Here is a 23,078-nt window from a genome sequence, read left to right as displayed (position 1 = left end):
GCCGCCTAGTCCATGGTCGGGATGACGAAGTGGTCGGTGTCGGCCACGTGGGCGCCCTCGAGATCGCCTTCCTTGACACCGGAAGGCCACCGCTGGGTGATCGTCTTGGTCTTGGTGTAGAAGCGGAATGCATCCGGTCCGTGCTGGTTGAGATCGCCGAAACCCGAGGCCTTCCAGCCACCGAAGGTGTAGTACGCGATCGGCACCGGGATCGGGACGTTGACGCCCACCATGCCCACCTCGACGCGGTTGGTGAAGTCGCGGGCGGTGTCACCGTCGCGCGTGAAGATCGCGACGCCGTTGCCGTATTCGTGCTCGGTGGGTAGACGCAGCGCGTCCTCGTAATCGCGTGCCCGGACGACGGTCAGGACCGGCCCGAAGATCTCTTCCCTGTAGATCGACATGTCGGTGGTGACCTTGTCGAACAGCGTTGCACCGGAGAAGAAGCCGCTCTCGTGGCCTTCGAGGACGAATCCGCGACCGTCCACGACGAGTTCGGCACCTTCCTCGACGCCCTTGCCGATGTACTCGTGGACGCGGTCGCGTGCGGCGGCAGTGACGAGCGGACCGAAGTCCGCCTTCTCGTCGAAACTGGTACCGATGCGCAGTTCGGCGATGCGCTCGGTGAGCTTGGCGACGAGCCGATCGGCGGTGTCCTCGCCGACGGGGACAGCCACCGACAGCGCCATGCAGCGCTCCCCGGCCGAACCGTACGCGGCACCGATCAGTGCATCGGCCACCTGATCGAGGTCGGCGTCGGGCATGATGATCGCGTGGTTCTTCGCCCCACCGAAGCACTGTGCGCGCTTGCCGTGCTGCGCAGCCGTCTCGTAGATGTATTGCGCGATCGGTGTCGATCCGACGAAGCCCACGGCCTTGATGCGCGGGTCGGTCAGCAGGACATCGACGGCAGTCTTGTCGCCGTTGACGACGTTGAAGACACCCGCGGGCAGGCCTGCCTCGAGGAAGAGCTCGGCCAGGCGCAGGGGAACGGACGGGTCACGCTCGGACGGCTTGAGGACGAACGCGTTGCCGGAGGCGAGAGCCGGGCCGGCCTTCCACAGCGGAATCATGGCCGGGAAGTTGAATGGAGTGATGCCCGCGACCACGCCGAGGGGCTGACGCATCGAGTAGACGTCGATGCCGGTGCCTGCCGATTCGGTGTACTCGCCCTTGAGCATGTGGGGGGCGCCGAGGCACACCTCGACGACCTCGAGACCGCGCTGGACGTCGCCCTTGGCATCGGCGAGGGTCTTGCCGTGCTCGCTCGACAGCAGTTGCGCAAGCTCGTCCATGTTGTCCTGCACGAGTTGTACGAACTTCATCAGGACGCGGACACGTTTCTGCGGGTTCCAGGAAGCCCAGACCTTCTGCGCTTCGACGGCGTTGGCGATGACCGCTTCGACCTCGGCGTTGCCGGCGAGCGGCACACGCGCCTGAACGGCACCGGTGTTGGGATCGAAGACGTCGGCGAAGCGACCGGACGCACCGGTGAGGTGCTCGCCGCCGACGAAGTGGGTGAGTTCTCGAACGCTCATGTCGAACCGTCCTCGGAGATAGTCGTGTCGGTGACCGGGGGTGGCAGAAAACCACACCCCGAAGTCTTCGCCCATCCTATAGTTGGAAGTCCATGTATGTCTACAGTCACATTCGAGCCCGGCGATCCGAGCGGCGACTCAGCGCAGGCGGCGGTAAAGATCCTCCAGATCGGACATGCCGCGGATCACCACGGCCTCGTCGGTTCCACCCGCCCGCAGAGCCCGGCGCAGCAACATCGGATCCAGATCGTCCACGGCAGGCCGGAAACGCTCGACCGGAAGCTCCGGTAGTTCGGTATCGTCCCCGTAGAAATCACCGTCGTCGGGCTCCTCCTCCTCGACCCCTCCGATGAGCATCGACACCTCCACCCCCCGCAGCGTCAAGACGGACATGGGGTTTTCATCGACGTGCTCGGCCAATAGGAACGCGACCGCCGCAGCATGCTTACACGGCCAACCGTCGTCGGGGCACGTGCAGTCGAAGTCGAGTTCACCGGCGCGGCGCGGCAGCAACAGCGGCCCGAGTTCCTCGGGCAGCACTCCCCCCGCCAGGCGCGCGAGCAATCCGGGCGACGAACGCACCCGTTCGATCAGTTCCTCGACGGCCTCGTCCGACAACGTGCGCACCGTGACGGTGGCCGTGAACGGGCGCAGCTGGCTGCCCTGCACCTCGCCGATCACGGCGCCGGGCTCGAGTCGCATGGACACCACCTGACCTGATCGCGCATACGCACGACCCCGGGTCAGCCGCCCCTTCTCGGCCACCTGTTCCATCGTCGCGATGAGTTCCTTCGACCACCAGCTGCGGCCGATCGCGCCGCGCTTGGTGCGAGCCTCCACGCCGTGCATCGCCGATTCGGCGGTGCCGTGCCTGCCCCCGTTCCTCCGGCCCGCCATCAGTCACCCACCGCATCGTCGCCGAGGGTCAACAGCGAGTGCAGCTGATCGGTGGACAGTTCGGTGATCCAGTTCTCCCCCACTCCGACCGCGAGATCGGCGAGTTCCTGTTTCCCGGTGAGCATTTCATCGATCCGCTCTTCGACTGTGCCCACGCACACCAGCTTGCGCACCTGCACGTCGCGGCGTTGCCCGATGCGAAAAGCGCGGTCGGTGGCCTGGTTCTCGACCGCTGGATTCCACCAACGATCCAGATGCACCACGTGGTTGGCGGCCGTCAAGTTCAGACCCGTGCCGCCCGCTTTGAGCGACAGGAGCATGATCGGGGGCCCTGCACCGTCCTGTTGGAATCGGGTGACCATGTCGTCGCGCTTCGCCTTCGGCACACCGCCGTGCAGGAACGGCACCTCGATCGCGAAACGCTGTTCGAGATACGGCGCGACGAGGGTGCCGAACTCACGGAACTGAGTGAACAGCAGGACCTTCTCGCCGTCCCCGAGCACCGATTCGACGATGTCCTCGATCAGCCCGAGTTTGCCCGACCGGTGCCGCCCGCGGCGCAGCACCGGAGAGCCGTCGCCGAGATAATGGGCGGGATGGTTACATACCTGCTTGAGGCGGGTCAGCGCCGCGAGCACTGCGCCCTTGCGGGCCATTCCCTCTTTGTCGCGAATCTTGCGCATCATGTCGTCGACAACAGCCCGGTACAGCGCGGCTTGTTCGGCGGTGAGGTTGGCCCGCACGGTCTGCTCGAACTTCTCCGGCAGATCGGAGATCACATCAGGGTCGGTCTTGACGCGTCTCAACACGAACGGTGCAGTCAGCGCACGCAGTCGTGCGGCCGCCGCTGAATCATGATCGCGTTCGATGGGTACCGCGAACTTCGCTCGGAACCCTGCAGCGCTGCCGAGCAGTTTCGGGTTCGCGAAATCGAGGATCGAGCGGAGTTCCTCGAGCCGGTTCTCCACAGGTGTGCCGGTGAGTGCGATCCGGTGTGCTGCATGAATAGCGCGGGTAGCCCGTGACTGTCCGGTGCTCGCGTTCTTCACGTGCTGCGCCTCGTCGAGCACGATCCGCCGCCACGACAGCTCCATCAACTGCGCGATGTCACGCGCGACGATTGCGTAGGTGGTGATCACCAGGTCGTGATCGGCTACGGCTGCGGCAAGTGCGTCGTCGCGCAGACGCGAAGGACCGTGGTGCACGTAGACGCGCAGACCCGGAACGAACCGCTCTGCCTCCCGATGCCAATTGCCGACGACGGACATCGGACACACCAGCAGCGTCGGCGCCGAGCCCTGACCGGGCGAACCGCCTGCCTGTGACACCTCTTGTTCGTGGGCCAGCAGCGCGAGCACCTGCACTGTCTTGCCCAAACCCATATCGTCCGCGAGCACAGCACCGAGACCGAGCCTGGTCATGAAAGCGAGCCAGTCGAGTCCCCGCTGCTGGTAAGGGCGTAGTTCGGTACGCATGTCCTTCGGCACCGGCACCGGCTCGGGATGCACCTGACCGTCGAGCAGCGTCTCGACCCACCCGGATGCGGTGATATCGGTGACTTCGACCGGCGGCGGGTCATCTCCGGTGAACTGCGCGAAGAAGGAACCCAGCGAGCCGTCCTGCTCCGAATGGGCATTGACGTATTCGGCGGCGCGTGCCAGCGCCTCATTGTCGGCGCGAACCCATTTGCCGCGCAGCTTCACCAGGTCGCTGTTCGCGGCGACGAGTTCTTCCATCTCGGAGTGTGTGAGCAACATGTCGCCGACGGCGAGTTGCCACTCATAGGAGACAATCGCGTTCATTCCCACCGAGCTCTCGTCGGCAGTCACCGGTGCGACCGATGAATTCACCTTCAGGCGCAGCGACGGGTCGACCGTGGCCCACGCTCTCGGCAGTAGCAGCGACACGCCCGTCGCCTGCAGAGCGCGCGCGCCGTGCTCCACGAGATCGATCACAACCGGGGTCGGCAGCAGCAGATCCAGCGTGTCGGGGTCGCGCGGGACATCCTGTAGTCGCGGGTACGCATTGAGCGCGGCCCCGAGCTTGCGGACACCGATCTGAAGCAGATGCGCGTCGGTCGACTCCACCGGCAAGGGAAGCGGCGACCGGCCCTCCGTCTGCAGGCACACTTCGAGACGCCACAACGCGTCGGCACCGACGCCCGCATCGTCACTGTCGTCCGGCTCCACCAGGCGAAGCACGAGGTCGGGTTCGAATCCCGCGAGGCTGGCCCGCCATTCGTCGAGTGCGTCGGCCATCCGTTGGCTGCCGCGCGGATGCGGGTTGCCGTCGGCCAGCGCCGCAACGAGGGGATGCAGCGACGTCGATGGTCGGTGCAGACCCCGCACGATCGGGTCGGTCAGCTCGGCACACAGGTCGTCGAGCAGTGCCGCAGGACGGCCGAGCTGGCGCTGAACCGGCGGCATCGCCGCAGCGAGCTCCGCAAGCCACGCTCGTGTCTTCTCGCCGCCGAGGAGCCGCCAGCGAGCCCACCACTGTTTCTCGGCCCGCACCAGTTCGGGCGCGACCCGGCCGGCCTGCGCCCACCGTTCGATGCCACGCGCCACGTGGACGAGGAAACGCAGATCACCCGCAATTCCCTGAGCGCGGCGCGGAACGTCGAGCAGGAGTTCGGCGGCGTCCGGCGGTGCGACGGCGATGGCGGGCAGGACGCGCGGTTCGGTGTCGCCGGGCAGCGTCAGCTCGACCCGGTGCCGGAAGGGCCGGTCGGTCCACCGGCGCAGCGCCGACGGCAGCTCCGCGATGTCGGCGGAGCCGACGGCGGGTGTTTCGTCCGGTTCGCGCCACAGCACGAGACCCGATCCCGGTGACCAGAGCCCGTGCAAGAACATCCCTATATGGTGCCAGCCCCCGTCGACATCCGAAGTGGCAGGCTGTGACCATGGCGATTGCGTACGGTTTCTCGGAATACGGCGGACCCGACACCCAGCAGGTCTTCGACCTGGAAGTACCTCGGCCTGGACCTGGTCAGCTCGTCGTCGCCGTTCACGCCGCCGGAGTGAATCCGGCCGACTGGAAGGTACGGACGGGCACCCGCAAGGACACCGTTCCGGTGACACTGCCTGCCGTCCTCGGACGGGAGGTGTCGGGTGTGGTCACGGCAGTCGGCGAGAACGGCCGGGACTTCTCGGTGGGCGATGCCGTCTTCGGTTCGACCGCCACGGGTTTCGGCGGGTATGCCGAATACACGGTGCTCAACGCCGACAGTGCCGCGCACAAGCCCGAGGCGCTCGGTTTCGCCGCGGCCGCGACCGTTCCGGTTGCGCTGGGCACAGCGCTCGACATCGTCGAGCAACTCGAGATCGTGGATGCGGACACCGTTCTGGTACTGGGCGCCGGGGGCGGTGTCGGCTCGGCCGTCACCCAACTGGCCCACGCGCGGGGCGCGGCGGTACTCGGTGTCGCGAGTGCAGGAAAATCGGATCTCGTGGAGTCCAACGGCGGAATCTGGATAGAGTCCGGACCCGGCAGCGAAGGCCGGATCGTCGCGGCAGGTGAGCGCGTGGGGAAAGTGACGGTGATCGTCGACCTGGTGGGCGGGGACGTCCTGGTACACGCCGCAGCTGCCTGCGGACCCGCCGTGCGCCTGGTCAGCGTCGCCGATCCGGCCCTGGGGTCCGAGCTCGGCGGTTCGGGTGTCGACCGTCGCCGCACCACCGAGGCGTTCACGCGTGTCGCGGCACTCGTCGAAACGGGTGTCCTCGACCCGAGGATCGAGCAGACCTTCCCGCTCGGCGAAGCCGGACGCGCCCTGGCGCTCGTCGAGGAGGGGCACGCGCGCGGCAAAGTGGTCGTCACCGTCCGCTGAACACTCCGCCGCCGGGTACTGAACTCGAGCACAGTCTGGCTCGAGGCGCGTGGGCGGAGGAGGATGTGCGTATGCCCGTCCTGATTCAGGTCCTCGAGCAGACATACAGTGCTCACACGCCGTGGGAGCAGGTGAAGTACGCGTTCATCGACTGGGACCACGTCACCACGTTGCGCCTCGACGGCCAGTGCGGGGTGTGGCTCGACGGGACCAAACACGGTGAGTCGCACCGGCTCGCCGCGACCGCCAGTCCCGAGGATGCGATCTTCTTCCTGCTCAGGGTCTACGACCGGATCGCCGAATGCCGCCAGTCCGGTGGTTCCTGGATCGTCGGACACGACGGACGTACGGTCGCATCGATCCGCGCGACACGTTTCCCGCTGACCACCGAGAACTGATTTCCCGGGTGCGTTCCGCCTGCGGCGCCGCTGCCGCGCAGGTGGGTGCGTGCCCACAACACCACGCGCGCAAGTCCGTGGAGCGCGCAAACACGACATGTCGACGCAAACCTGTCACCATCATCCGATGCGTGGGGGAAACGCGAAGTGGTGGGTGCCGGTGGTGGTGATCGCCATGGTCGTGTCGTGGTGGTACGACTCGTCTCCGCCACGGTCGGATCCCGCTCCCGGTAGTCCGTCGCGCGCGCTGATCGACGAGTTGCTCGCTGCGGTGACGGTTGTGCCCGTGCGGCCGCACCCCGGTGGTTACGTGCGCGAGTGTGGAAGCGAAGGCGGGTGTGTCTTCGGAGAAGCGTGGACGGACGAGCACCCTGGGCCGGGCGGGCACGACGGCTGCGACACCCGCAACAACGTGCTCGCACGGGACCTTCGCGACGTCGCATTCCGGCCGGGCAGCGACGAGTGCGTCGTCCTCAGCGGAACACTCGACGATCCGTATACCGGCGCGCGCGTGCAGTTTCGGCGCACCCATGCGAACGCGGTACACATCGATCACATCTATCCACTCGCGGCAGCCTGGGATCACGGGGCCGCGGATTGGTCTGCGGAGCTTCGGCGGCAGTTCGCGAACGACGTGGTGTACAACCTCATTGCCGTCGACGGCGCCACGAACATGACCAAACGCGACCACACCCCAGCGGCGTGGCTACCTCCCGCCACCGGGTACCGGTGCTGGTTTGCAGGCAAGTATCTGACGGTCGCGCTGAGGTATGGGTTGCCGATCACGGTGGAGGATCACAGCGCCCTCACCGACTCGGCCCGGACGTGCCCTCGATGACGATCAGACGGACGGCAGATTCTGCGGAATCCAGGCGGGATCACGCTTTTCCATGAACGCCCGCATTCCTTCACGGGGCTCCGGGGAAGTCTCGAGGGCGCCGAACATGGTTTGGTAGTCGAACAGTCCGTAGCGCTCGTTGAGCATGCGTTTGACCTGGGCGCGCGCGATCGGCGCCGTCTGCAACACCTCGCGGGCCGCAGTGAGGGCGGCTTCCCGCAACTGCTCGTGCGGGACGACGCGGGAGATCACGCCGAGCCGCAGGGCCTCGGCCGCGTCGAATTTGCGGGCGGAGAGGATCAGATCGCGGGCCGCTGCCAAACCGACATGTGCGGGCAGGGCCGCGGCATAGGTTGCGTCGGGGATTCCGCGCAAGAGTTCGGGCACGCGGAAGGTGGCGCGGTCGCTGGCCACCGCGATGTCGGACATCATGGCCACGAGCAACCCACCCGCCTGGCAGATTCCGTTGACGGCAGAGATGACGGGCGCGCGGCTGTCGCGGATGGTCAGGAACGGGACGACTTCGTCACCTGAAAGCCCTTCCGGCAGGTTGTCGCCCGGCTCCGAGCGGCCACCCAGATCGCCGCCCGGCGCGAAGACGTCGTCGACTCCGGTGATGATCAGGGCGCCGAGATCGGGGTCGGTGTTGACCAGTTTGACCGCGCGTTTGAGGCCGTAGTACATGGCCGGGGTGAATGCGTTGCGTGCGGCAGGCCGGTCGATGATGCACCACCCGATCGCACCCTCACGTTCGAATCGCAGTCCACCGGCACCCAGATCGTCTCCCATATCGCGAACATACAGCATTCTCGTTTGCGAGAACAGCATTCCGGCCGTGGTGCGGGCTACCGTATCAAGATGGTCTCGCGCATCTCCAAGGACACCCAGCTGTGCATCTCGCTCTCGGGAAGGCCCAGCAATATCGGCACCCGGTTCCACAATTACCTCTACGCCGAACTCGGGCTCGATTTCGTGTACAAGGCGTTTCGACCCAGCAATATCGCCGATGCCGTAGCCGGAATCCGAGGACTGGGAATCCGGGGCGCGGGCGTGTCGATGCCGTTCAAGGAAACGGTGCTGCCGATGATGGACGTACTCCACGACTCCGCCCGAGCGATCGAATCGGTCAACACGATCGTCAACGACGATGGCATTCTCCACGCCTACAACACCGACTACCAGGCCGTGGTGGACCTGCTTGCCGCACACGAGGTCGACCCCACCGTACCGGTCGTCATCGCCGGGAGCGGCGGCATGGCCAAGGCGGTCGCGGCGGCACTTCGCCACAGCGGCTTCACCGAGGGCACCGTCGTCGCGCGCAACGAGATCAGCGGCAGGTCACTTGCACAGAAATACGGCTACGCGTGGCGTAGCGATGCAACAGACCTCTCGGCGGGATTGCTCGTCAACGCCACGCCGATCGGAATGTCCGGCAGCGGAGCGGACTCCGAAGCGCTGCCGTTCCCCGGCAGCCTGATCGCCTCGGCATCGACAGTGTTCGACGTGGTCGCCATGCCCCCGGAGACCCCGCTCATCCGCGACGCCAGGGAGCACGGGGTGCACACCATCACCGGAGCCGAGGTGATCGCACTCCAGGCGGCGCTCCAGTTCGAGCTCTATACGGGCGTGAAGCCGACCTCCGAACAGATCCGGCGCGCATCCGAGTACTCCAGGCAGTGACGCGCGGCCGTACTCACCGCACCGCTGTACTCACACTGTTCCGATGGCCTCCAGCCCGTCCAGAACCACGCTCGCCGCGTCGACCGCAAGGTTCATCTCGGCGCGGGTCAGATCTCGGGTCGCGGGGTTCTGCAAGCCGAAGCTGTTGATCCAGGCCACCGTTCGTGCCGATTGGAACATGTACGTCGTGGTCGGGGTGGCTCCGACGAGGTCCTCGACGAACCAGCCGGTGAAGAACGGTTCCATATCAGTGCCGTAGACGCGCTCGAACTCGTCGGCGATGACCGGCGCCGCCGCGACGAGAGCCTCACCGAAGGTACAGAAGTCGCGGGTGTGCTGCGGTGTCGATCCGATCGCCACGATCGCCTCGGGGAAGTCGATCGCCAGATGCGCCACGATCGCGCCCGTGAGCACTCGCCCCGGGCTACGGTCGCACTGCTCGGCGAGCGCGAACGCCGCTGCCCAGTGGGGAGCCGGTAACATACACAGTCGCTCTCCGCCGAGTCACTCCCGGTGCACACTTGCCGCCCCGCTGCGTCATCCGGTCGCGACCTCCCGGCGCGCATCACCCGACCACTGCGACCACGATCCGGGGAACAGGGACGCCTCGATACCCACGATCGCCAGCGCTGCGATCTCGTGCGCCGCGGTAACCCCCGAGCCGCAATACACAGCCACATCGCCGGTCACACCCAGCTCCGCAAACCGGGCCGCGAGCTGATCCGCGGGCCGGAAGGTGCCGTCCTCACGGAGATTTCCGCCGGTCGGCGCGTTGATCGCACCGGGAATGTGCCCCGCACGCGAGTCCACCGGTTCCTCGTCGCCGAAATAGCGCGCCGCGCTACGGGCATCGAGGAGTACCCCGTGCGACGGAAACTCTGCGACCTCGTCGATGTCGACCGTCGGCATGTGCCCTGCGCTGAGAGTGACCGACCCCGATCTGTGTTCCGCCCCTGGGCCGGCCGCGACAGGATGACCTCCTGCGATCCACGCGGGAAGCCCGCCGTCGAGCAGGCGGACGTCCGCCAGACCGGCCCACTCGAGCAGCCACCACGCGCGCGCCGCCGCCATTCCACCAGTTGCGTCGTACGCCACTACCGTGGAGCCGTCTGAGATCCCCCACCCACGGGCTTCCACTTGCAGGCGCTCGATGTCGGGCAGGGGATGACGGCCCAGTTCGACGGAGGGCGGATCGGCGAGTTCGGCGTCGAGATCGACGAACACGGCACCCTGAATGTGGCCTTCGCGGTATTTCTCCCGACCTTGCCGGTCGCCGAGCACCCAGCGCACATCCAGCAGGATCGGTGGCACACCACCATCGATACGGTCAGCGAGTTCGGCAGCGGAGATGAGCACGTTTCTGTGGGTCATACCGAATAGTGACACGTGGAACCGCATGAACGCGTCGCAATTGCGCCCGATTCGTCCTCTTTCGGTGTCGGTTCTGCAATGTGAGCACTGTTGATGGGAATTGCTGTCCGGATAGCACTATCGTCGAGGCGTGACCAACCGCCAGCCGACGACACCCACAGCCGAACCGGGACAATTCCCGGTGCTGTGGCCGGTTCAGACCCGCTGGGCCGACAACGATCACTATGGCCACGTCAACAACGTGACCTACTATTCGTATTTCGACTCGGCGGTCAACGGCTGGCTCATGGCCACAACCGGCGTGGACATCCGCGAACTCGACGCGATCGGCGTTGTCGCCGAAACCTCGTGCCGCTATCTCGCAGAACTGTCGTTTCCCGATCGCCTTCAAGTGGGCCTCTCGGTCGAGGGCCTCGGCCGCCGATCGGTGACCTACTCACTCGCCATTTTCCGCGAGGACGCCGACGGCACGCTCGTTACTGCTGCCACCGGACGCTTCACACACGTGTACGTCGACATGAACACCCGGCGTCCCGTCCCGATCCCCGAGCAGATCCGGAAAGCCGTCCACAAACTCGTCATCCGTTCGACCTGAGCCGCACGTGAGGTCGGTTGCCGACCGTCACCGAGGGATCACCCCAAGGAGCGGCACGGTGCGCTGGCGAACGAGTTCACGCATCACCAGCGACATGTTGGTGCGCTCCACACCGGGGATTTCGAGAATCTGCCCGGCAAGCCGGTACAGATCGTCTGTATCGCGAGCGACGATCTTGACCGACAGATCGATGGGACCCGCAAGCCCGTAGACCTCGACGACCTCAGGAATCCCCTCCAGCGCATCGACCACCTCGGCGAGACGATGCTGGTCGACCGTGGTCGCCACATACGCCGCGAGCGGGTAACCGAGCACCACCGGATCGACTCTCCGCTCGAACGACGCCAGCAACCCTTCCGCATCCCAACGTGCGAGGCGCGCCTGCACGGTGTTGCGGGACAACCCCAGTCGCTGTGCCAACTCGACACCCGTGGCCCTCGGCGTGCGGGCCAGTTCGATCAGCAGACGGGCATCGGTCGCGTCCACATTGGTCATCTTTCACAGTGTGCCACTAGTTGGAAGCCGATTTCCGTGCTTCTTGCACAACCAGGCCGCATTCGATTGCGCACCTTCACCGAACGTGGATCATGTGATGTACAGCACAATATGAGTCCGGTTCGTCCCACAAGGGCCTCCGGGCCTGCACCGACGAGGTGATCGAAGATGGTTGCATCCCCGACCTATCCGGTCCAGCTCATCCAGCCCGACGGCCGGCGCGTCCACAGCCCCGAATACTCCGCGTTGGTCGCCGACGTCGATGCCGGACGCCTGCGCGAGATGTATCGCGATCTCGTCGTCGTCCGCCGACTCGACACCGAAGCCACCGCCCTCCAGCGACAGGGCGAGCTCGGTCTCTGGGCCCCGCTGACCGGCCAAGAGGCCGCCCAAGTGGGATCCGCCCATGCGCTGCGGCCCGACGACTACATTTTCACCAGCTACCGTGAGCACGGAGTCGCCTGGTGTCGCGGAGTCGACCCCGCCGACATGACCCGGATGTGGCGCGGCTGCGCCCACTCCGGCTGGGATCCGGCGACCGTGAACATGACGAATCCGGCCATCGTGGTCGGCTCGCAGGGCTTGCACGCCACCGGCTATGCGATGGGTGCAAAACTCGACGGTGCCGACATCGCCACCGTTGCGTACTTCGGCGACGGCGCCACCAGCCAAGGCGACGTCTCCGAGGCATTGGGCTTCGCGGTGAGCTGGGGGGTCGGCGTCGTATTCTTCTGCCAGAACAACCACTGGGCGATCAGCGCCCCCACCCACGTCCAGACACCGGTTCCGCTCGCGCAACGCGCCGCCGGATTCGGGATGCCTGCGGTGCAGGTCGACGGCAACGATGTGCTCGCGGTCCTCGCAGTCACCCGGCGTGCGGCGCGACACGCACGTGACGGCGCCGGACCGTTCTTCGTCGAGGCCCTGACCTACCGGATGGGCCCGCACACCACCTCGGACGACCCCACGCGCTACCGCACCGACGCCGACCTCGACGAATGGCGGGTTCGCGACCCGATCGAACGGGTTCGAAAATTGCTCGAACGCGAGGGCCTCGCCGACGACGCGTTCCTCGCCGACGTGAAGGACGCCTCCGACACCGCTGCAACACGCCTGCGCAACGGCACTCTCGCCCTGCCCGACCCGGAACCGCTGAGCATGTTCGACCACGTGTACACCACCGAACATCCCCTGATCGCACGCGAACGCGCCGACTACGCCGGCTACCTCGCGAGCTTCGATACGCCGAAGTTCGATATCCCGGAGGAGGCTGCACGATGACCACCACGACGATGACGCTCGGCGCAGCGCTCAATGCCGGTCTGCGACGGGCCCTCGAACACGATCGCAAGGTCGTGATCATGGGCGAGGACGTAGGCAAGCTCGGCGGTGTCTTCCGCATCACCGACACACTGCAGAAGGATTTCGGGGACGGCCGGGTGATCGATACCCCACTGGCCGAGTCCGGAATCGTCGGTACCGCGTTCGGGATGGCACTGCGCGGCTACCGGCCGGTGTGTGAAATCCAGTTCGACGGGTTCGTCTACCCCGCGTTCGACCAGATCGTTTCGCAGGTCGCGAAGATCCACTACCGGACGGCGGGTGCCGTCCGAGCCCCTCTGACGATCCGCATCCCGTATGGCGGGGGTATCGGCGCGGTCGAGCACCATTCGGAATCGCCCGAGGTGTATTTCGCGCACACCGCGGGCCTGCGGGTGGTCTCCCCCAGCAACCCCGCCGACGCGTTCGCGATGATCCAGCAGTCCATCGCCCTCGACGACCCGGTGATCTTCCTCGAACCGAAGCACCGCTACTGGGAACGCGGCTCCGTCGACGTCGACGCGCAGCCGGACCTGCCGCTCGATCGGGCCCGCATCGTCCGCCCCGGGACCGATGCCACCGTCGTAACCTTCGGCGCACTCGTGACGACGGCCCTTCACTCCGCGGATATCGCTGAAGGCGAGGGACATTCGATCGAGGTTATCGACCTGCGGTCGCTGTCCCCGATCGATTTCGACACGATCGAGGAATCGGTGCGCCGCACGGGCCGGCTCGTCGTCGTGCAGGAGGCGCCCGTGTTCTGCGGGGTGGGAGCCGAGATCGCGGCGCATATCAGTGAACGTTGTTTCTATCAGCTGGAGGCTCCGGTACTCCGGGTGGGCGGATTCGACATTCCGTATCCCCCTGCAAAGCTCGAGTCCCACCATCGCCCCGACCCCGACCGGATACTCGACGCCGTCGACCGCAGCCTCGCGGCGTGACCAGTGGAGGACCGATGGTCGACACCGTCAAGGAATTTCGGTTGCCCGATCTGGGTGAGGGCCTGACCGACGCGGATCTTGTCGCGTGGAAGATTCAGGTAGGCGATCACCTCGAGCTCAACCAGGTGATCGCCGAGGTGGAGACGGCGAAGGCTGCGGTGGAGTTGCCGTCGCCGTACGCCGGCACCGTCGCCGAACTGCTCGCCGCCCCCGGCGACACCGTGCCGGTGGGTGCGCCGTTGCTGCGGATCACGGTGTCCGGGAGCGGTGGCTCCGAGGCCGACACCTCCGCCGCGAAGCCAGAGCTGCAGGAGACCGAGCAGCGACCGCAGGTTCTCGTCGGTTACGGCCCCGGTGACGCCCCTGTCAGCAGACGGACTTCCCGGAAGGCCATGTCCCAGAACGATTCCGATGAATCGACGAGCACCAGCGGTACTGTCGCGCTTCGGCCCGATGCGAAGCCCGGCGCCCGACGGGAGGCGAAGGCCCTCGGCGTCGACCTCGCTACCGTCGAGGGCACGGGCCCCGGTGGGGTGATCACCCGCGCCGATGTGCGGCGCCGCGCCGACCGGGATCTTCCGCAGGCACCCGGTACCGAGGACGAGACGCGCGTGCCCATCCGCGGGATACGCAAGCGCAGCGCCGCGGCCGTCGCACGCAGTGCCTTCACTGCTCCCCATGCGACGGTGTTCCTGACGTGCGATGCCACGAACACTGTCGAACTGGTGACGCGGCTGCGGTCGTCACCTCCGTTCGACGGCACGCACCTGACATCGTTGCCGATCGTCGCGACCGCACTGATGCGTGCCATCGCCGACGAGCCGTCGCTGAATTCGTCGTGGGACGAGGAAGCCCAGGAGATCGTCGTTCACCGCCGTGTGCATCTGGGCGTCGCGACTGCCACCGACGAAGGCCTGAAGGTACCGGTGGTTCGCGATGCGCACGCGATGCGTCTACCCGAGTTGGCCGACGCGATCGCTTCGGCCTCGGGCGGCGCGCGCTCGGGCGAAGCCTCGCCGGCCGATCTGACGGGGTCGACGATCTCGATCACCAACGTGGGCGTGTTCGGGATCGACGCGGGCACTCCCATCCTCAATCCCGGGGAGGCCGCGATCCTGGCAGTCGGAGCGATCACCGACCGACCCTGGGTGGTCGACGGTGCTCTTTCGGTGCGGAAGGTCGTGACGTTGTCGCTAGCGTTCGATCACCGGCTGGTCGACGGTGAACAGGCCGGGCGTGCGCTTGCCGCGGTGGGCGCCATCCTGAGGGATCCGGTACCGACTCTCATCGCGATACCCTGACAGCCCGCCTCACAGAATCCCGCTAGCGTGGGGCCACGTGATCGATGCTGTTCTTACACGCGCCCGCGCCGCCGTGTTCACCGTCTTCGGTGTCAACGGCTTCCTCCTCGCGATGTGGGTCGTCCATATCCCGGTGGTTCAGCAGCGAGTAGGTGTCGGTCACGCCGCGCTGGGAACCCTGCTGCTTGCCCTCGCGGTCGGCGCCCTGATGGGTATGCAGGCGACCGGGTACCTCGCCGACCGGTTCGGCAGCAATCGCACCACCGTGGTGTTCGCGGCAATTCTCGCTGTCGCGGTGATCGGACCCGGTCTCGCCACCGCGCCGTGGCAGCTCGCCGTCGCCCTGGTCGTCTTCGGTTTCGCGAACGGTGCGCTCGATGTGTCGATGAACTCTCAGGCAGTACTCGTGGAGAGGCGTTACCACCGCCCGATCATGGCCGCGTTCCACGGGTTGTTCTCGATGGGCGGGATCGCCGGGTCGCTAGTGGGTGCCGCGACACTCGCTGCGGGAATCGACCCACCCGTGACGTTGGCGGCGGCCGGAGCAGCCGGTCTCGCCGCGATACTGTGGGCGGCCCCTCATCTCGTGCGAAGTGAGCCGACGCCGCACGCACCCGCGGAGAGCCGCGCGGGTGGCTACTCGATGCGGGTGATCTTGCTCGGCGGCGTCGCATTCGGGCTGATGCTCAGCGAAGGCGTCGCCAACGACTGGAGTGCGCTCCAGGTCAAGGAGCATCTGGGCGCCTCGGATTCCGTGGCGGCGCTGGCGTTCGGTGCGTTCTCCGCGACGATGACGCTGGGCCGTTTCGTCGCCGACCGGGTGAGCGCGCGGATCGGCGGTGTCGCCGTGGTCCGGTACGGCACTCTCGTGGCTGCAGCGGGCATGGCTCTGGTGATGACGTCGCCGTGGGTGCCGCTGACCCTCTCCGGGTGGGCGTTGTTCGGGCTCGGCCTGTCAGGGGCCGTCCCTCAGATCTTCACCGCCGCGGGCAACATCGCGACCGGCACCCCGGGCAAGAACATGTCGCGGGTCGTCGGTCTGGGCTACATCGGGTTCCTTGCCGGACCGGCGGCGATCGGCTGGATCTCCGAGGTGTCGTCGTTGACGGCGGCGATGGTGGTGCCGTTGGTGTGTGTCCTCGTCGCAGCGGCGCTCGCCCCGGCCCTCAAATGAGAAGTGTGGATCCGAGCCCGTTTCCGGGCTCGGATCCACACTTCAGGGTGAGCGACTAGAGAGCCTTCAGCTCTTCCGTGACCTCACCGACCATCTTCTTCGCGTCACCGAACAGCATCGACGTCTGATCGAGCGTGAACAACGGGTTCTCGATACCGGCATAACCGGAGGACATCGACCGCTTCATCACGATTACCGACCTCGACTGATCCACATTCAAGATCGGCATACCGTAGATCGGAGACGACGAATCCTGCCGCGCCGCAGGGTTGGTCACATCGTTCGCACCGATGACGATGGTGACATCGGTACGACCGAACTCGCCGTTGATGTCGTCCATCTCCTTCATCGCGTCGTACTCGACATCGGCCTCGGCCAACAGCACATTCATATGACCGGGCATCCGACCGGCGACCGGGTGGATCGCGTACTTGACCTCGACACCACGCTCCTCGAGCAGCGCCGCCATCTCCTTGACCGCGTGCTGCGCCTGCGCGACCGCCAGACCGTACCCGGGCACCACGATGACCTGATTGGCATACGCCATCTGGATCGCGGCATCGGAAGCCGAGGTCGCCTTCACCGTGCCACCACCGGGGCCCGCCGCAGCGCCACCCTCGTCGCCGCCACCGAACGCACCGAACACGATCGCCGGGATCGAACGGTTCATGGCCTTGGCCATCAGGTTGGTCAAGATCGTGCCGGACGCGCCGACGATCATGCCTGCAACGATCATCGCCTGATTGTTCAGCGCCAAGCCGGCCGCAGCAGCGGACAGACCCGTCAGGGCGTTGAGCAGCGAGATCACCACCGGCATGTCGGCGCCACCGATCGGCAGCACCACGAACAGACCCATCAGGCCCGCGATGACCAGCAGCAGCACGATCCACCATGACGCGAGCGGCTCACCGTCGGCGCTGATACCGATGTACACGGCGACCGCAATGGACGCGATCACGAGCACGATGTTGGCGAGCTGGAACAGCTTCGCGGCGGAGACCAGCTTCTTCTCGAGGTTCTTGTTCAGCAGCTCCTGCAGTTTGGCGAACGCGACGAGCGAGCCCCAGAAGGAGATCGAGCCGATGATCGCAGCGAACAGCGATCCGACGATCATGGTGACGGTCGGAACGTCGTCGAGGGTGGTGAAGCTCGAGGACTCGAGGTACTCGGCCCACGCGATCAGCGCGACGGTGCCACCGCCGACGCCGTTGAACAGCGCGACCAGCTGCGGCATCGCCGTCATCTTGGTCTTCAAGGCCGGCGGCACACCGAGGATGACACCGACGGCCAGACCGCCGATGATCAGCCCCCAGTTCTCGGTCTCACGGATGTCGATGAGCACCGCGACGACCGCGACACCCATACCGACTGCGGCGATGTAGTTGCCGCGCACTGCGGTCTTCGGTCCGGTCAGGCCCGACAGACCGTAGATGAACATCGCGAACGCGACGATGTACAGGACTGAAACGAGGTAACTCATCAGGCGTCAGCCCCCTTCTCGGCAGCCTTCGGGGCCTCCTTGCGCTGCTTGAACATCCCCAGCATGCGGTCGGTGACGACGAAGCCGCCGACCACGTTCAGGGTGCCGAAGACAAGAGCGACGAACAGAATGATCTTGATTCCCCAGTGGGCGTCGCCGGGCAGATGCCCGAGGACCACCAGGGCGCCGAGCACGACGATGCCGTGAATGGCGTTGGTACCGGACATCAGCGGCGTGTGCAGCGTGTTCGGAACCTTGGAGATGACGGCGAATCCGACGAATCCGGCAAGGACCAGAATCGCGATGTTCGCGAGCAGTTCGTTGTACATCTAGACGTTCTCCTTCGACCGCGTCACGCATGCACCCGAAAGGATCTCGTCCGAGAAGTCGGGGGCGAGCGCGCCGCTCTCGTCGAGCAACAGCTCGATCAGCGCGGACACGTTCTTCGAATAGAGCTCGGACGCGTGCTCGGGCATTGTCGCGGGCAGGTTCAACGGCGAGCAGATCGTTACATCGTGCTTGACGACCGTCTGTCCGGGCTCGGTGAGCTCACAGTTGCCACCGGTTTCACCGGCGAGGTCCACGATGACCGAACCGGGCTTCATGCCCTCGACGGCAGCGGCGGTCACCAGACGCGGCGCCGGACGACCCGGCACCAGAGCGGTGGTGATGACGACGTCGAAGCCCTTGATGGCATTCTCGAGCGCCTGCTGCTGCTGGGCGCGTTCCTCGTCGGTGAGCTCACGGGCGTATCCGCCCTCGCCTGCGGCATCGATACCGAGATCGAGCCACTGCGCACCCACCGAGCGCACCTGATCGGCAACCTCGGGACGCACGTCGTACCCGGTGGTGCGACCACCGAGACGCTTGGCGGTGGCCAGAGCCTGCAGGCCCGCGACACCCACACCGAGCACCAGCACGGTCGCCGGCTTCACGGTGCCTGCCGCGGTGGTCAGCATCGGGAAGAAACGCGTCGATTCCGACGCGGCGACGAGCACCGACTTGTAGCCGGACACGTTGCCCTGCGACGACAGCGCGTCCATCACCTGGGCACGCGAGATACGCGGGATCGCCTCGACGGCATACGCCTCGACCCCCGCGGAGGTCAGTGCACCGATCTGATTCTCTGCATTGCGCGGAGCAAGGAAGCCGATCAGCTTCTGCCCCGACTTCAACCGGGCTACCTCGGCGTCCGACGGCGGTGCGACCTTGACGACGATGTCGGCCGACCACGCGTCACCGATCGTGGCGCCCGCTTCCTTGTATGCACCGTCCGGGATCAGTGCGTTCTGCCCGGCGCCGGGCTCGACTATGACGTCGAAGCCCTTCGAAACGAGTGAGAGCACAACTTTCGGCACCAGCGCGACCCGCCGCTCGCCGTCGTTCGTCTCACGAACGACACCGACGGCCGGGCGGCGGCGGTCCCCGCTCTCCGTGTTCGATCCTTCGCTACTCAATATTCTCTAACTCCTGCGTCGAATGAAATTGCCGCGCGCGGCGCCGCGATCGGCGGCGAATGGCGTGTCTGTCGGCCATGTAACGGCCTTACACGTGTGTTGTAAGCCTTGCCAGACCTACCGCGCCCACACGCGAGCCGCAAGCGGCCCGGACTGTCTGAATCGAGTCCGAACAGTAAGAAAATGCAAGAATGTGAGGCACCTCACTTCACAGGCGCACCTTCGCATCTGTGAGAAGTCGACTTCGGGAGGTACACATGTCGCGACGTGAAGTCAGTGTCGAGCGGGTCTACGACCACCCTGGCGCCGAGGATTCTGTGCGTGTCCTCGTGGACCGGTTGTGGCCCCGAGGACTTCGCAAGGATGCTTTCCATTACGACGACTGGGCGAAGGAACTTGCACCATCGACGGATCTGCGGAAGTGGTACTCGCACGACACAGCGTTGTTCGCAGAGTTCCGCGATCGGTACATCGACGAGTTGACGTCGCCCGGCGGTCGCGCCGCGATCGAGCGGCTCGACAAGCTTGCCGACGGACGCCCCCTCGTACTTCTCACCGCAACCCGCGACGTCGAGCACAGCGGCGCGGAGGTTCTTGCCGAGCATCTGCGCGAGGAGTAATACGAAGCGAATGAGCGATGATTTCGGCGGCGACCCGGTGTGCTGGCTCAACCGCGTCTGCCCGGAATGCGGTCTGTTCCTCGACGACCTCGATGCGCCGTGCCCGCGCTGTGGACACGAGTGGGACAACTCCCCCACGACTTGATCTCAGTCCCTACGATCTGACGGCATGGCCGTTCCCACTGCGATCTACGACCTCGCATCTCCGGCTCGGCGCATCGCCGTGCTCACCGGCGCCGGCATGTCCGCCGAGAGCGGAGTACCGACTTTCCGTGATGCGCAGACCGGATTGTGGGAGAAGTTCGATCCCGCGGCGCTCGCAACACCCGAAGCATGGAACGACGACCCTTCACTTGTGTGGGCGTGGTACCAGTGGCGCGTCGGATCGGTGCGGCGAGTGCAGCCGAACGCCGGCCACCTCGCGCTGTCCGACTGGGGACGCACGACGGATCTGCAGATCACGACGCAGAACGTCGACGATCTGCACGAGCGGGCAGGCAGCGCGGTGCTCGCACACCTGCACGGCAGTCTGTTCGAGCCGCGCTGCGCCGACTGCGGCAGCGCAGCCGAGGTCCCCGATCCGCCTGCGACTGCCGTCGAACGACTCGAGCCGCCGGTGTGCGCGGACTGCAGCGGACTGGTCCGTCCCGGGGTCGTGTGGTTCGGGGAAATGTTGCCCGATCGTCCGTGGCACGCCGCCACAGCATCGCTACGTGAGGCGGATCTGCTGCTCGTCGTCGGCACTTCCGGAGTCGTGTATCCCGCAGCGGGCCTGCCTTCACTTGCACGAGACCACGGTGTTCCGGTCATCGAGATCAACCCGGAGGACACCGACCTGTCGGATCAGGCCGACCACGTGTGGCGCACGACCTCCGCGGTAGGGCTGCCGGAACTGGTGTCGGCGATACAGTGAGCAGGTGGACTCCTGCGTGTTCTGCGACATAGCCGGAGGTGCCGCGCCGGCCGCACTCGTCTACCAGGACGACCACGTGGTCGCGTTCCTCGACATCCGGCCCCTGGCGCGCGGGCATCTGCTGGTGGTGCCGCGCGCCCATTCGGACCGGCTCGAAGACCTCGACCCCGTGCACGCGGCGTCGATGTTCCAGGCAGGCCAGCGCATGGCCCGCGCACTGTCTCGATCCGACCTCGCCACCGACGGCGCCAACCTGGTGGTCAACGACGGTCGCGCCGCATTCCAGACCGTTTTCCACATGCACCTGCACGTCATTCCCCGATGGAACGGCGACCGCTTCCGTCTGGGTGTCGGCGTCCTCCGCCGCAAACACCGCCACCCTGAATCCACCGCTGCGGCCATCCGCGTCGGCCTCGACCGTCTTTCGAAAGAGGAGAATCTGTGACCACCTCGTCCGGCAGTTCCGAAACCAGCGAATTTTCCATCGACGTCATCCGGCCGTTACTCCTCGAGCAGTTCGAGGTTCTCGACACTGTGCTCTCCGACATCGACGGGGATGCGTGGTTCACGCCCACCGAGCTGCCCGGATGGACGGTCAAGGACATCGCCGCGCACCTGATCGGAACCGAATCTCTGCTCGCCGGGGTCGCAGCACCTCATGTCGACATCGACGTGCACACACTGGCCCATGTCCGCAACGAAATCGCGGCGTTCAACGAGCTGTGGGTCGAGCATCTGCGCCGTGTCCCGGGACCAGAGGTACTCGCCCGCTACCGCGACATCGTCGCGCAGCGACGCGAGAGTCTGAATGCGATGACCCAGAACGACTTCGACGCCCCGGCCGACACTCCGGTCGGTCCGGCAACCTATGGCCGGTTCATGCGCATCAGGGTTTTCGACTGCTGGCTCCACGAACTGGACATTCACGACGCGCTGGGTACCGTCGGAAGCGAAGGCGGTGCCCGAGCGCAACTCGGGTCCGCCGAGATCTTCGGTGCGGTGCCGTTCGTCGTGGGCAAACGTGGCAAAGCTCCCGAAGGTTCGCGGATCACGATCGAGCTCACGGGGCCCCTCGCCCGCACGATCCATCTGGAGGTGGCAGGACGTGCGAATGCCGTTACGTCGTTGTCGGGACCCGCGACGAGCACGATCACGATGGAATCTGCGTTGTTCGTGCGGCTCGCAGGTGGGCGTGTCAGCGGCGTCGACAAACTCGGTGAGGTGGTTCTCGGCGGAGACACCGAGGTGGGACGCCGTATCGTCGAGAATCTCGCGTTCACGATCTGACCGATGCGCCTGTTCCTGTCCTCCTACCGGTTCGGGTCCGATCCTGCGCGTCTACTGGAGGTGACGCGCGGGCCCGGACCCATCGCCGTCATCGCCAATGCCGGTGACGCATGGCACGCTCGCGCGCGAGGGTCAAGCGTGACCAGCGAGTTCGGTCCTCTGCGGGGCCTCGGATACGAGCCGGAGGAGGTCGATCTCCGCGATCATCTTGCGGATCCGGGTGGGCTCCGGGCGCGGCTGGCCGCCTTCTCTTCGGTGTGGGTGCGCGGAGGTAACACCTTTGTACTGCGCGCCCAGCTCGCCCGCAGTGGCGGCGACGCGGTACTCACCGACCTGGTCGGATCCGGCGCCCTCGCGTACGCGGGCTACAGCGCCGGGGCGTGCATCGCGACTCCCACGCTGAGGGGGCTCGAGTTCTCGGACGATCCCGCAGAGGTCATCGAGATCGGGGCAGGGCCGGTGCTGTGGGACGGGCTCGGCTGGATCGATCACTCGATTGTCCCCCATGCGGGAGATTCGGTGCTGGGCGACGACGGCGTGGGCCGCACTCTGGAATATCTTCGCCGCGAGTCCATCCCATTCGTGGCGCTGCGCGACGACGACGCGCTGGTGTTCGAGACCGACGACCCGACCCGGATGTAAAGTCGTGAGCATGTCGAACAACACTGAGACCGCCATCCGCATCGAACACCTGCCCGAACAGTCGCGGTTCGCACTGTTCATCGGTGACGATCTCGCAGCCTACGCCGACTACAGCGAGGCCGGCGGACTACGCGACTTCGATCACACGGTCACCGAAGCGGACTTCCGTGGCCGCGGGCTCGCCGGACAGGTCGTGCAGTACGCCCTCGACACGACCCGCCAGCAAGGTTTGAAGATCGGCACATCCTGCTCGTACGTCGAGAAGTTCGTCTCCGAGCATCCCGAGTACCGGAACTGACGCC

26 protein-coding genes are annotated in these 23,078 nt (G+C 66.1%); 16 read left to right on the top strand and 10 right to left on the bottom strand.

Annotated features, from left to right (window positions below; all coding sequences use genetic code 11):
- Positions 1 to 5: 5 nt before the first annotated feature.
- The 3 genes from ACTDXD_RS20520 to ACTDXD_RS20510 all read right to left on the bottom strand — a co-directional run bounded on the left by ACTDXD_RS20520 (position 6) and on the right by ACTDXD_RS20510 (position 5,287).
- Complete coding sequence (locus ACTDXD_RS20520; protein ID WP_440124096.1) at positions 6 to 1,538, bottom strand: CoA-acylating methylmalonate-semialdehyde dehydrogenase; 1,533 nt, start codon at positions 1,536 to 1,538, stop codon at positions 6 to 8.
- Positions 1,539 to 1,676: 138 nt separating this feature from the next.
- A complete protein-coding gene (locus ACTDXD_RS20515) occupies positions 1,677 to 2,435 on the bottom strand; it encodes an SWIM zinc finger family protein (protein ID WP_440124095.1) in 759 nt (252 codons plus the stop codon).
- Complete coding sequence (locus ACTDXD_RS20510) at positions 2,435 to 5,287, bottom strand: DEAD/DEAH box helicase (protein ID WP_440124094.1); 2,853 nt, start codon at positions 5,285 to 5,287, stop codon at positions 2,435 to 2,437. Before ACTDXD_RS20510 ends, ACTDXD_RS20515 begins: the two co-directional genes overlap by 1 nt.
- A 50-nt stretch (positions 5,288 to 5,337) precedes the next feature.
- On the opposite strand from ACTDXD_RS20510, the gene ACTDXD_RS20505 reads away from it, so the two are divergent.
- The 3 genes from ACTDXD_RS20505 to ACTDXD_RS20495 all read left to right on the top strand — a co-directional run bounded on the left by ACTDXD_RS20505 (position 5,338) and on the right by ACTDXD_RS20495 (position 7,500).
- The gene (locus ACTDXD_RS20505; RefSeq protein WP_440124093.1) at positions 5,338 to 6,264 is read left to right on the top strand and encodes an NADP-dependent oxidoreductase; all 927 of its coding nucleotides are present in this window, start codon (positions 5,338 to 5,340) and stop codon (positions 6,262 to 6,264) included.
- A gap of 71 nt (positions 6,265 to 6,335) precedes the next feature.
- Positions 6,336 to 6,662, top strand: a complete 327-nt coding sequence (locus tag ACTDXD_RS20500; protein WP_440124092.1) for a hypothetical protein — start codon at positions 6,336 to 6,338, stop codon at positions 6,660 to 6,662.
- A gap of 127 nt (positions 6,663 to 6,789) precedes the next feature.
- Positions 6,790 to 7,500 carry an HNH endonuclease family protein gene (locus ACTDXD_RS20495; RefSeq protein WP_440124091.1) on the top strand — a complete coding sequence of 237 codons (711 nt, stop codon included), beginning with the start codon at positions 6,790 to 6,792 and terminating at the stop codon, positions 7,498 to 7,500.
- A 3-nt stretch (positions 7,501 to 7,503) separates the two neighbouring features.
- Here the strand turns inward: ACTDXD_RS20495 and ACTDXD_RS20490 are convergent, their stop codons facing one another.
- On the bottom strand, positions 7,504 to 8,289 hold the full coding sequence (locus tag ACTDXD_RS20490; protein ID WP_440124090.1) for an enoyl-CoA hydratase/isomerase family protein: 786 nt from the start codon (positions 8,287 to 8,289) through the stop codon (positions 7,504 to 7,506).
- Positions 8,290 to 8,358: 69 nt separating this feature from the next.
- Between ACTDXD_RS20490 and ACTDXD_RS20485 the strand changes: the two genes are divergently transcribed.
- Positions 8,359 to 9,180 carry a shikimate 5-dehydrogenase gene (locus tag ACTDXD_RS20485; RefSeq protein ID WP_440124089.1) on the top strand — a complete coding sequence of 274 codons (822 nt, stop codon included), beginning with the start codon at positions 8,359 to 8,361 and terminating at the stop codon, positions 9,178 to 9,180.
- 30 nt (positions 9,181 to 9,210) lie between these two features.
- Here ACTDXD_RS20485 and ACTDXD_RS20480 read toward each other — a convergent pair whose 3' ends face one another.
- The gene (locus ACTDXD_RS20480) at positions 9,211 to 9,663 is read right to left on the bottom strand and encodes a DUF5995 family protein (protein WP_440124088.1); all 453 of its coding nucleotides are present in this window, start codon (positions 9,661 to 9,663) and stop codon (positions 9,211 to 9,213) included.
- A gap of 54 nt (positions 9,664 to 9,717) precedes the next feature.
- Complete coding sequence (locus ACTDXD_RS20475; protein WP_440124087.1) at positions 9,718 to 10,551, bottom strand: sulfurtransferase; 834 nt, start codon at positions 10,549 to 10,551, stop codon at positions 9,718 to 9,720.
- A 130-nt stretch (positions 10,552 to 10,681) separates the two neighbouring features.
- On the opposite strand from ACTDXD_RS20475, the gene ACTDXD_RS20470 reads away from it, so the two are divergent.
- Positions 10,682 to 11,146 carry an acyl-CoA thioesterase gene (locus ACTDXD_RS20470; protein ID WP_440124086.1) on the top strand — a complete coding sequence of 155 codons (465 nt, stop codon included), beginning with the start codon at positions 10,682 to 10,684 and terminating at the stop codon, positions 11,144 to 11,146.
- Between the two features lie 27 nt (positions 11,147 to 11,173).
- Here the strand turns inward: ACTDXD_RS20470 and ACTDXD_RS20465 are convergent, their stop codons facing one another.
- Positions 11,174 to 11,641, bottom strand: a complete 468-nt coding sequence (locus ACTDXD_RS20465; RefSeq protein ID WP_440124085.1) for an Lrp/AsnC family transcriptional regulator — start codon at positions 11,639 to 11,641, stop codon at positions 11,174 to 11,176.
- 168 nt (positions 11,642 to 11,809) lie between these two features.
- Between ACTDXD_RS20465 and pdhA the strand changes: the two genes are divergently transcribed.
- From pdhA to ACTDXD_RS20445, 4 genes are read left to right on the top strand one after another with little or no spacing between them, the layout of a single operon-like run.
- A complete protein-coding gene (gene pdhA, locus ACTDXD_RS20460) occupies positions 11,810 to 12,922 on the top strand; it encodes a pyruvate dehydrogenase (acetyl-transferring) E1 component subunit alpha (protein ID WP_440124084.1) in 1,113 nt (370 codons plus the stop codon).
- The gene (locus ACTDXD_RS20455) at positions 12,919 to 13,902 is read left to right on the top strand and encodes an alpha-ketoacid dehydrogenase subunit beta (RefSeq protein WP_440124083.1); all 984 of its coding nucleotides are present in this window, start codon (positions 12,919 to 12,921) and stop codon (positions 13,900 to 13,902) included. Before pdhA ends, ACTDXD_RS20455 begins: the two co-directional genes overlap by 4 nt.
- Before the next feature lie 14 nt (positions 13,903 to 13,916).
- Entirely contained in the window at positions 13,917 to 15,203 is a 1,287-nt protein-coding gene (locus ACTDXD_RS20450) for a dihydrolipoamide acetyltransferase family protein (protein ID WP_440127727.1), read from the top strand.
- A gap of 40 nt (positions 15,204 to 15,243) precedes the next feature.
- The gene (locus tag ACTDXD_RS20445; protein ID WP_440127726.1) at positions 15,244 to 16,377 is read left to right on the top strand and encodes an MFS transporter; all 1,134 of its coding nucleotides are present in this window, start codon (positions 15,244 to 15,246) and stop codon (positions 16,375 to 16,377) included.
- 55 nt (positions 16,378 to 16,432) lie between these two features.
- Here ACTDXD_RS20445 and ACTDXD_RS20440 read toward each other — a convergent pair whose 3' ends face one another.
- From ACTDXD_RS20440 to ACTDXD_RS20430, 3 genes are read right to left on the bottom strand one after another with little or no spacing between them, the layout of a single operon-like run.
- Positions 16,433 to 17,857 carry an NAD(P)(+) transhydrogenase (Re/Si-specific) subunit beta gene (locus ACTDXD_RS20440; protein ID WP_440124082.1) on the bottom strand — a complete coding sequence of 475 codons (1,425 nt, stop codon included), beginning with the start codon at positions 17,855 to 17,857 and terminating at the stop codon, positions 16,433 to 16,435.
- On the bottom strand, positions 17,857 to 18,186 hold the full coding sequence (locus ACTDXD_RS20435) for an NAD(P) transhydrogenase subunit alpha (protein WP_378491393.1): 330 nt from the start codon (positions 18,184 to 18,186) through the stop codon (positions 17,857 to 17,859). Before ACTDXD_RS20435 ends, ACTDXD_RS20440 begins: the two co-directional genes overlap by 1 nt.
- Positions 18,187 to 19,314, bottom strand: coding sequence for a Re/Si-specific NAD(P)(+) transhydrogenase subunit alpha (locus ACTDXD_RS20430; protein ID WP_440124081.1), 1,128 nt, complete (start codon positions 19,312 to 19,314; stop codon positions 18,187 to 18,189). It lies immediately after the preceding gene.
- 257 nt (positions 19,315 to 19,571) lie between these two features.
- On the opposite strand from ACTDXD_RS20430, the gene ACTDXD_RS20425 reads away from it, so the two are divergent.
- From ACTDXD_RS20425 to ACTDXD_RS20395, 7 genes are read left to right on the top strand one after another with little or no spacing between them, the layout of a single operon-like run.
- The gene (locus ACTDXD_RS20425; RefSeq protein WP_440124080.1) at positions 19,572 to 19,934 is read left to right on the top strand and encodes a DUF488 domain-containing protein; all 363 of its coding nucleotides are present in this window, start codon (positions 19,572 to 19,574) and stop codon (positions 19,932 to 19,934) included.
- Positions 19,935 to 19,944: 10 nt separating this feature from the next.
- On the top strand, positions 19,945 to 20,079 hold the full coding sequence (locus ACTDXD_RS20420) for a hypothetical protein (protein ID WP_440124079.1): 135 nt from the start codon (positions 19,945 to 19,947) through the stop codon (positions 20,077 to 20,079).
- A gap of 24 nt (positions 20,080 to 20,103) precedes the next feature.
- Positions 20,104 to 20,847, top strand: a complete 744-nt coding sequence (locus ACTDXD_RS20415) for an SIR2 family NAD-dependent protein deacylase (RefSeq protein WP_440124078.1) — start codon at positions 20,104 to 20,106, stop codon at positions 20,845 to 20,847.
- 4 nt (positions 20,848 to 20,851) lie between these two features.
- A complete protein-coding gene (locus ACTDXD_RS20410; protein WP_440124077.1) occupies positions 20,852 to 21,292 on the top strand; it encodes an HIT family protein in 441 nt (146 codons plus the stop codon).
- A 38-nt stretch (positions 21,293 to 21,330) separates the two neighbouring features.
- Complete coding sequence (locus ACTDXD_RS20405) at positions 21,331 to 22,134, top strand: maleylpyruvate isomerase family mycothiol-dependent enzyme (RefSeq protein WP_440127725.1); 804 nt, start codon at positions 21,331 to 21,333, stop codon at positions 22,132 to 22,134.
- 3 nt (positions 22,135 to 22,137) lie between these two features.
- Entirely contained in the window at positions 22,138 to 22,776 is a 639-nt protein-coding gene (locus ACTDXD_RS20400; protein ID WP_440124076.1) for a Type 1 glutamine amidotransferase-like domain-containing protein, read from the top strand.
- A 10-nt stretch (positions 22,777 to 22,786) separates the two neighbouring features.
- Positions 22,787 to 23,074 (top strand): GNAT family N-acetyltransferase, encoded by a 288-nt coding sequence (locus ACTDXD_RS20395; RefSeq protein ID WP_440124075.1) that lies wholly within the window; start codon positions 22,787 to 22,789, stop codon positions 23,072 to 23,074.
- The last annotated feature ends 4 nt before the right edge of the window (positions 23,075 to 23,078 follow it).

It is taken from the genome of Rhodococcus sp. SJ-3, from assembly GCF_051918125.1.
Classification (GTDB): domain Bacteria; phylum Actinomycetota; class Actinomycetes; order Mycobacteriales; family Mycobacteriaceae; genus Rhodococcus.
The sequence above is the reverse complement of the archived record's forward strand: the minus strand, read 5'-3'. Positions and strand labels throughout refer to the sequence as shown.

What these genes read in the sequence shown, in the direction of transcription:
- ACTDXD_RS20425 (WP_440124080.1), top strand. Translation starts at nt 19,572, where the DNA reads ATGTCGCGACGTGAAGTCAGTGTCGAGCGGGTCTACGACCACCCTGGC.
- ACTDXD_RS20465 (WP_440124085.1), bottom strand. Translation starts at nt 11,641, where the DNA reads ATGACCAATGTGGACGCGACCGATGCCCGTCTGCTGATCGAACTGGCC.
- ACTDXD_RS20500 (WP_440124092.1), top strand. Translation starts at nt 6,336, where the DNA reads ATGCCCGTCCTGATTCAGGTCCTCGAGCAGACATACAGTGCTCACACG.
- ACTDXD_RS20515 (WP_440124095.1), bottom strand. Translation starts at nt 2,435, where the DNA reads ATGGCGGGCCGGAGGAACGGGGGCAGGCACGGCACCGCCGAATCGGCG.
- ACTDXD_RS20450 (WP_440127727.1), top strand. Translation starts at nt 13,917, where the DNA reads ATGGTCGACACCGTCAAGGAATTTCGGTTGCCCGATCTGGGTGAGGGC.
- ACTDXD_RS20480 (WP_440124088.1), bottom strand. Translation starts at nt 9,663, where the DNA reads ATGTTACCGGCTCCCCACTGGGCAGCGGCGTTCGCGCTCGCCGAGCAG.
- ACTDXD_RS20505 (WP_440124093.1), top strand. Translation starts at nt 5,338, where the DNA reads ATGGCGATTGCGTACGGTTTCTCGGAATACGGCGGACCCGACACCCAG.
- ACTDXD_RS20520 (WP_440124096.1), bottom strand. Translation starts at nt 1,538, where the DNA reads ATGAGCGTTCGAGAACTCACCCACTTCGTCGGCGGCGAGCACCTCACC.
- ACTDXD_RS20455 (WP_440124083.1), top strand. Translation starts at nt 12,919, where the DNA reads ATGACCACCACGACGATGACGCTCGGCGCAGCGCTCAATGCCGGTCTG.
- ACTDXD_RS20485 (WP_440124089.1), top strand. Translation starts at nt 8,359, where the DNA reads ATGGTCTCGCGCATCTCCAAGGACACCCAGCTGTGCATCTCGCTCTCG.
- ACTDXD_RS20475 (WP_440124087.1), bottom strand. Translation starts at nt 10,551, where the DNA reads ATGACCCACAGAAACGTGCTCATCTCCGCTGCCGAACTCGCTGACCGT.
- ACTDXD_RS20415 (WP_440124078.1), top strand. Translation starts at nt 20,104, where the DNA reads ATGGCCGTTCCCACTGCGATCTACGACCTCGCATCTCCGGCTCGGCGC.
- pdhA (WP_440124084.1), top strand. Translation starts at nt 11,810, where the DNA reads ATGGTTGCATCCCCGACCTATCCGGTCCAGCTCATCCAGCCCGACGGC.
- ACTDXD_RS20400 (WP_440124076.1), top strand. Translation starts at nt 22,138, where the DNA reads ATGCGCCTGTTCCTGTCCTCCTACCGGTTCGGGTCCGATCCTGCGCGT.
- ACTDXD_RS20510 (WP_440124094.1), bottom strand. Translation starts at nt 5,287, where the DNA reads ATGTTCTTGCACGGGCTCTGGTCACCGGGATCGGGTCTCGTGCTGTGG.
- ACTDXD_RS20490 (WP_440124090.1), bottom strand. Translation starts at nt 8,289, where the DNA reads ATGGGAGACGATCTGGGTGCCGGTGGACTGCGATTCGAACGTGAGGGT.
- ACTDXD_RS20435 (WP_378491393.1), bottom strand. Translation starts at nt 18,186, where the DNA reads ATGTACAACGAACTGCTCGCGAACATCGCGATTCTGGTCCTTGCCGGA.
- ACTDXD_RS20440 (WP_440124082.1), bottom strand. Translation starts at nt 17,857, where the DNA reads ATGAGTTACCTCGTTTCAGTCCTGTACATCGTCGCGTTCGCGATGTTC.
- ACTDXD_RS20420 (WP_440124079.1), top strand. Translation starts at nt 19,945, where the DNA reads ATGAGCGATGATTTCGGCGGCGACCCGGTGTGCTGGCTCAACCGCGTC.
- ACTDXD_RS20395 (WP_440124075.1), top strand. Translation starts at nt 22,787, where the DNA reads ATGTCGAACAACACTGAGACCGCCATCCGCATCGAACACCTGCCCGAA.
- ACTDXD_RS20495 (WP_440124091.1), top strand. Translation starts at nt 6,790, where the DNA reads ATGCGTGGGGGAAACGCGAAGTGGTGGGTGCCGGTGGTGGTGATCGCC.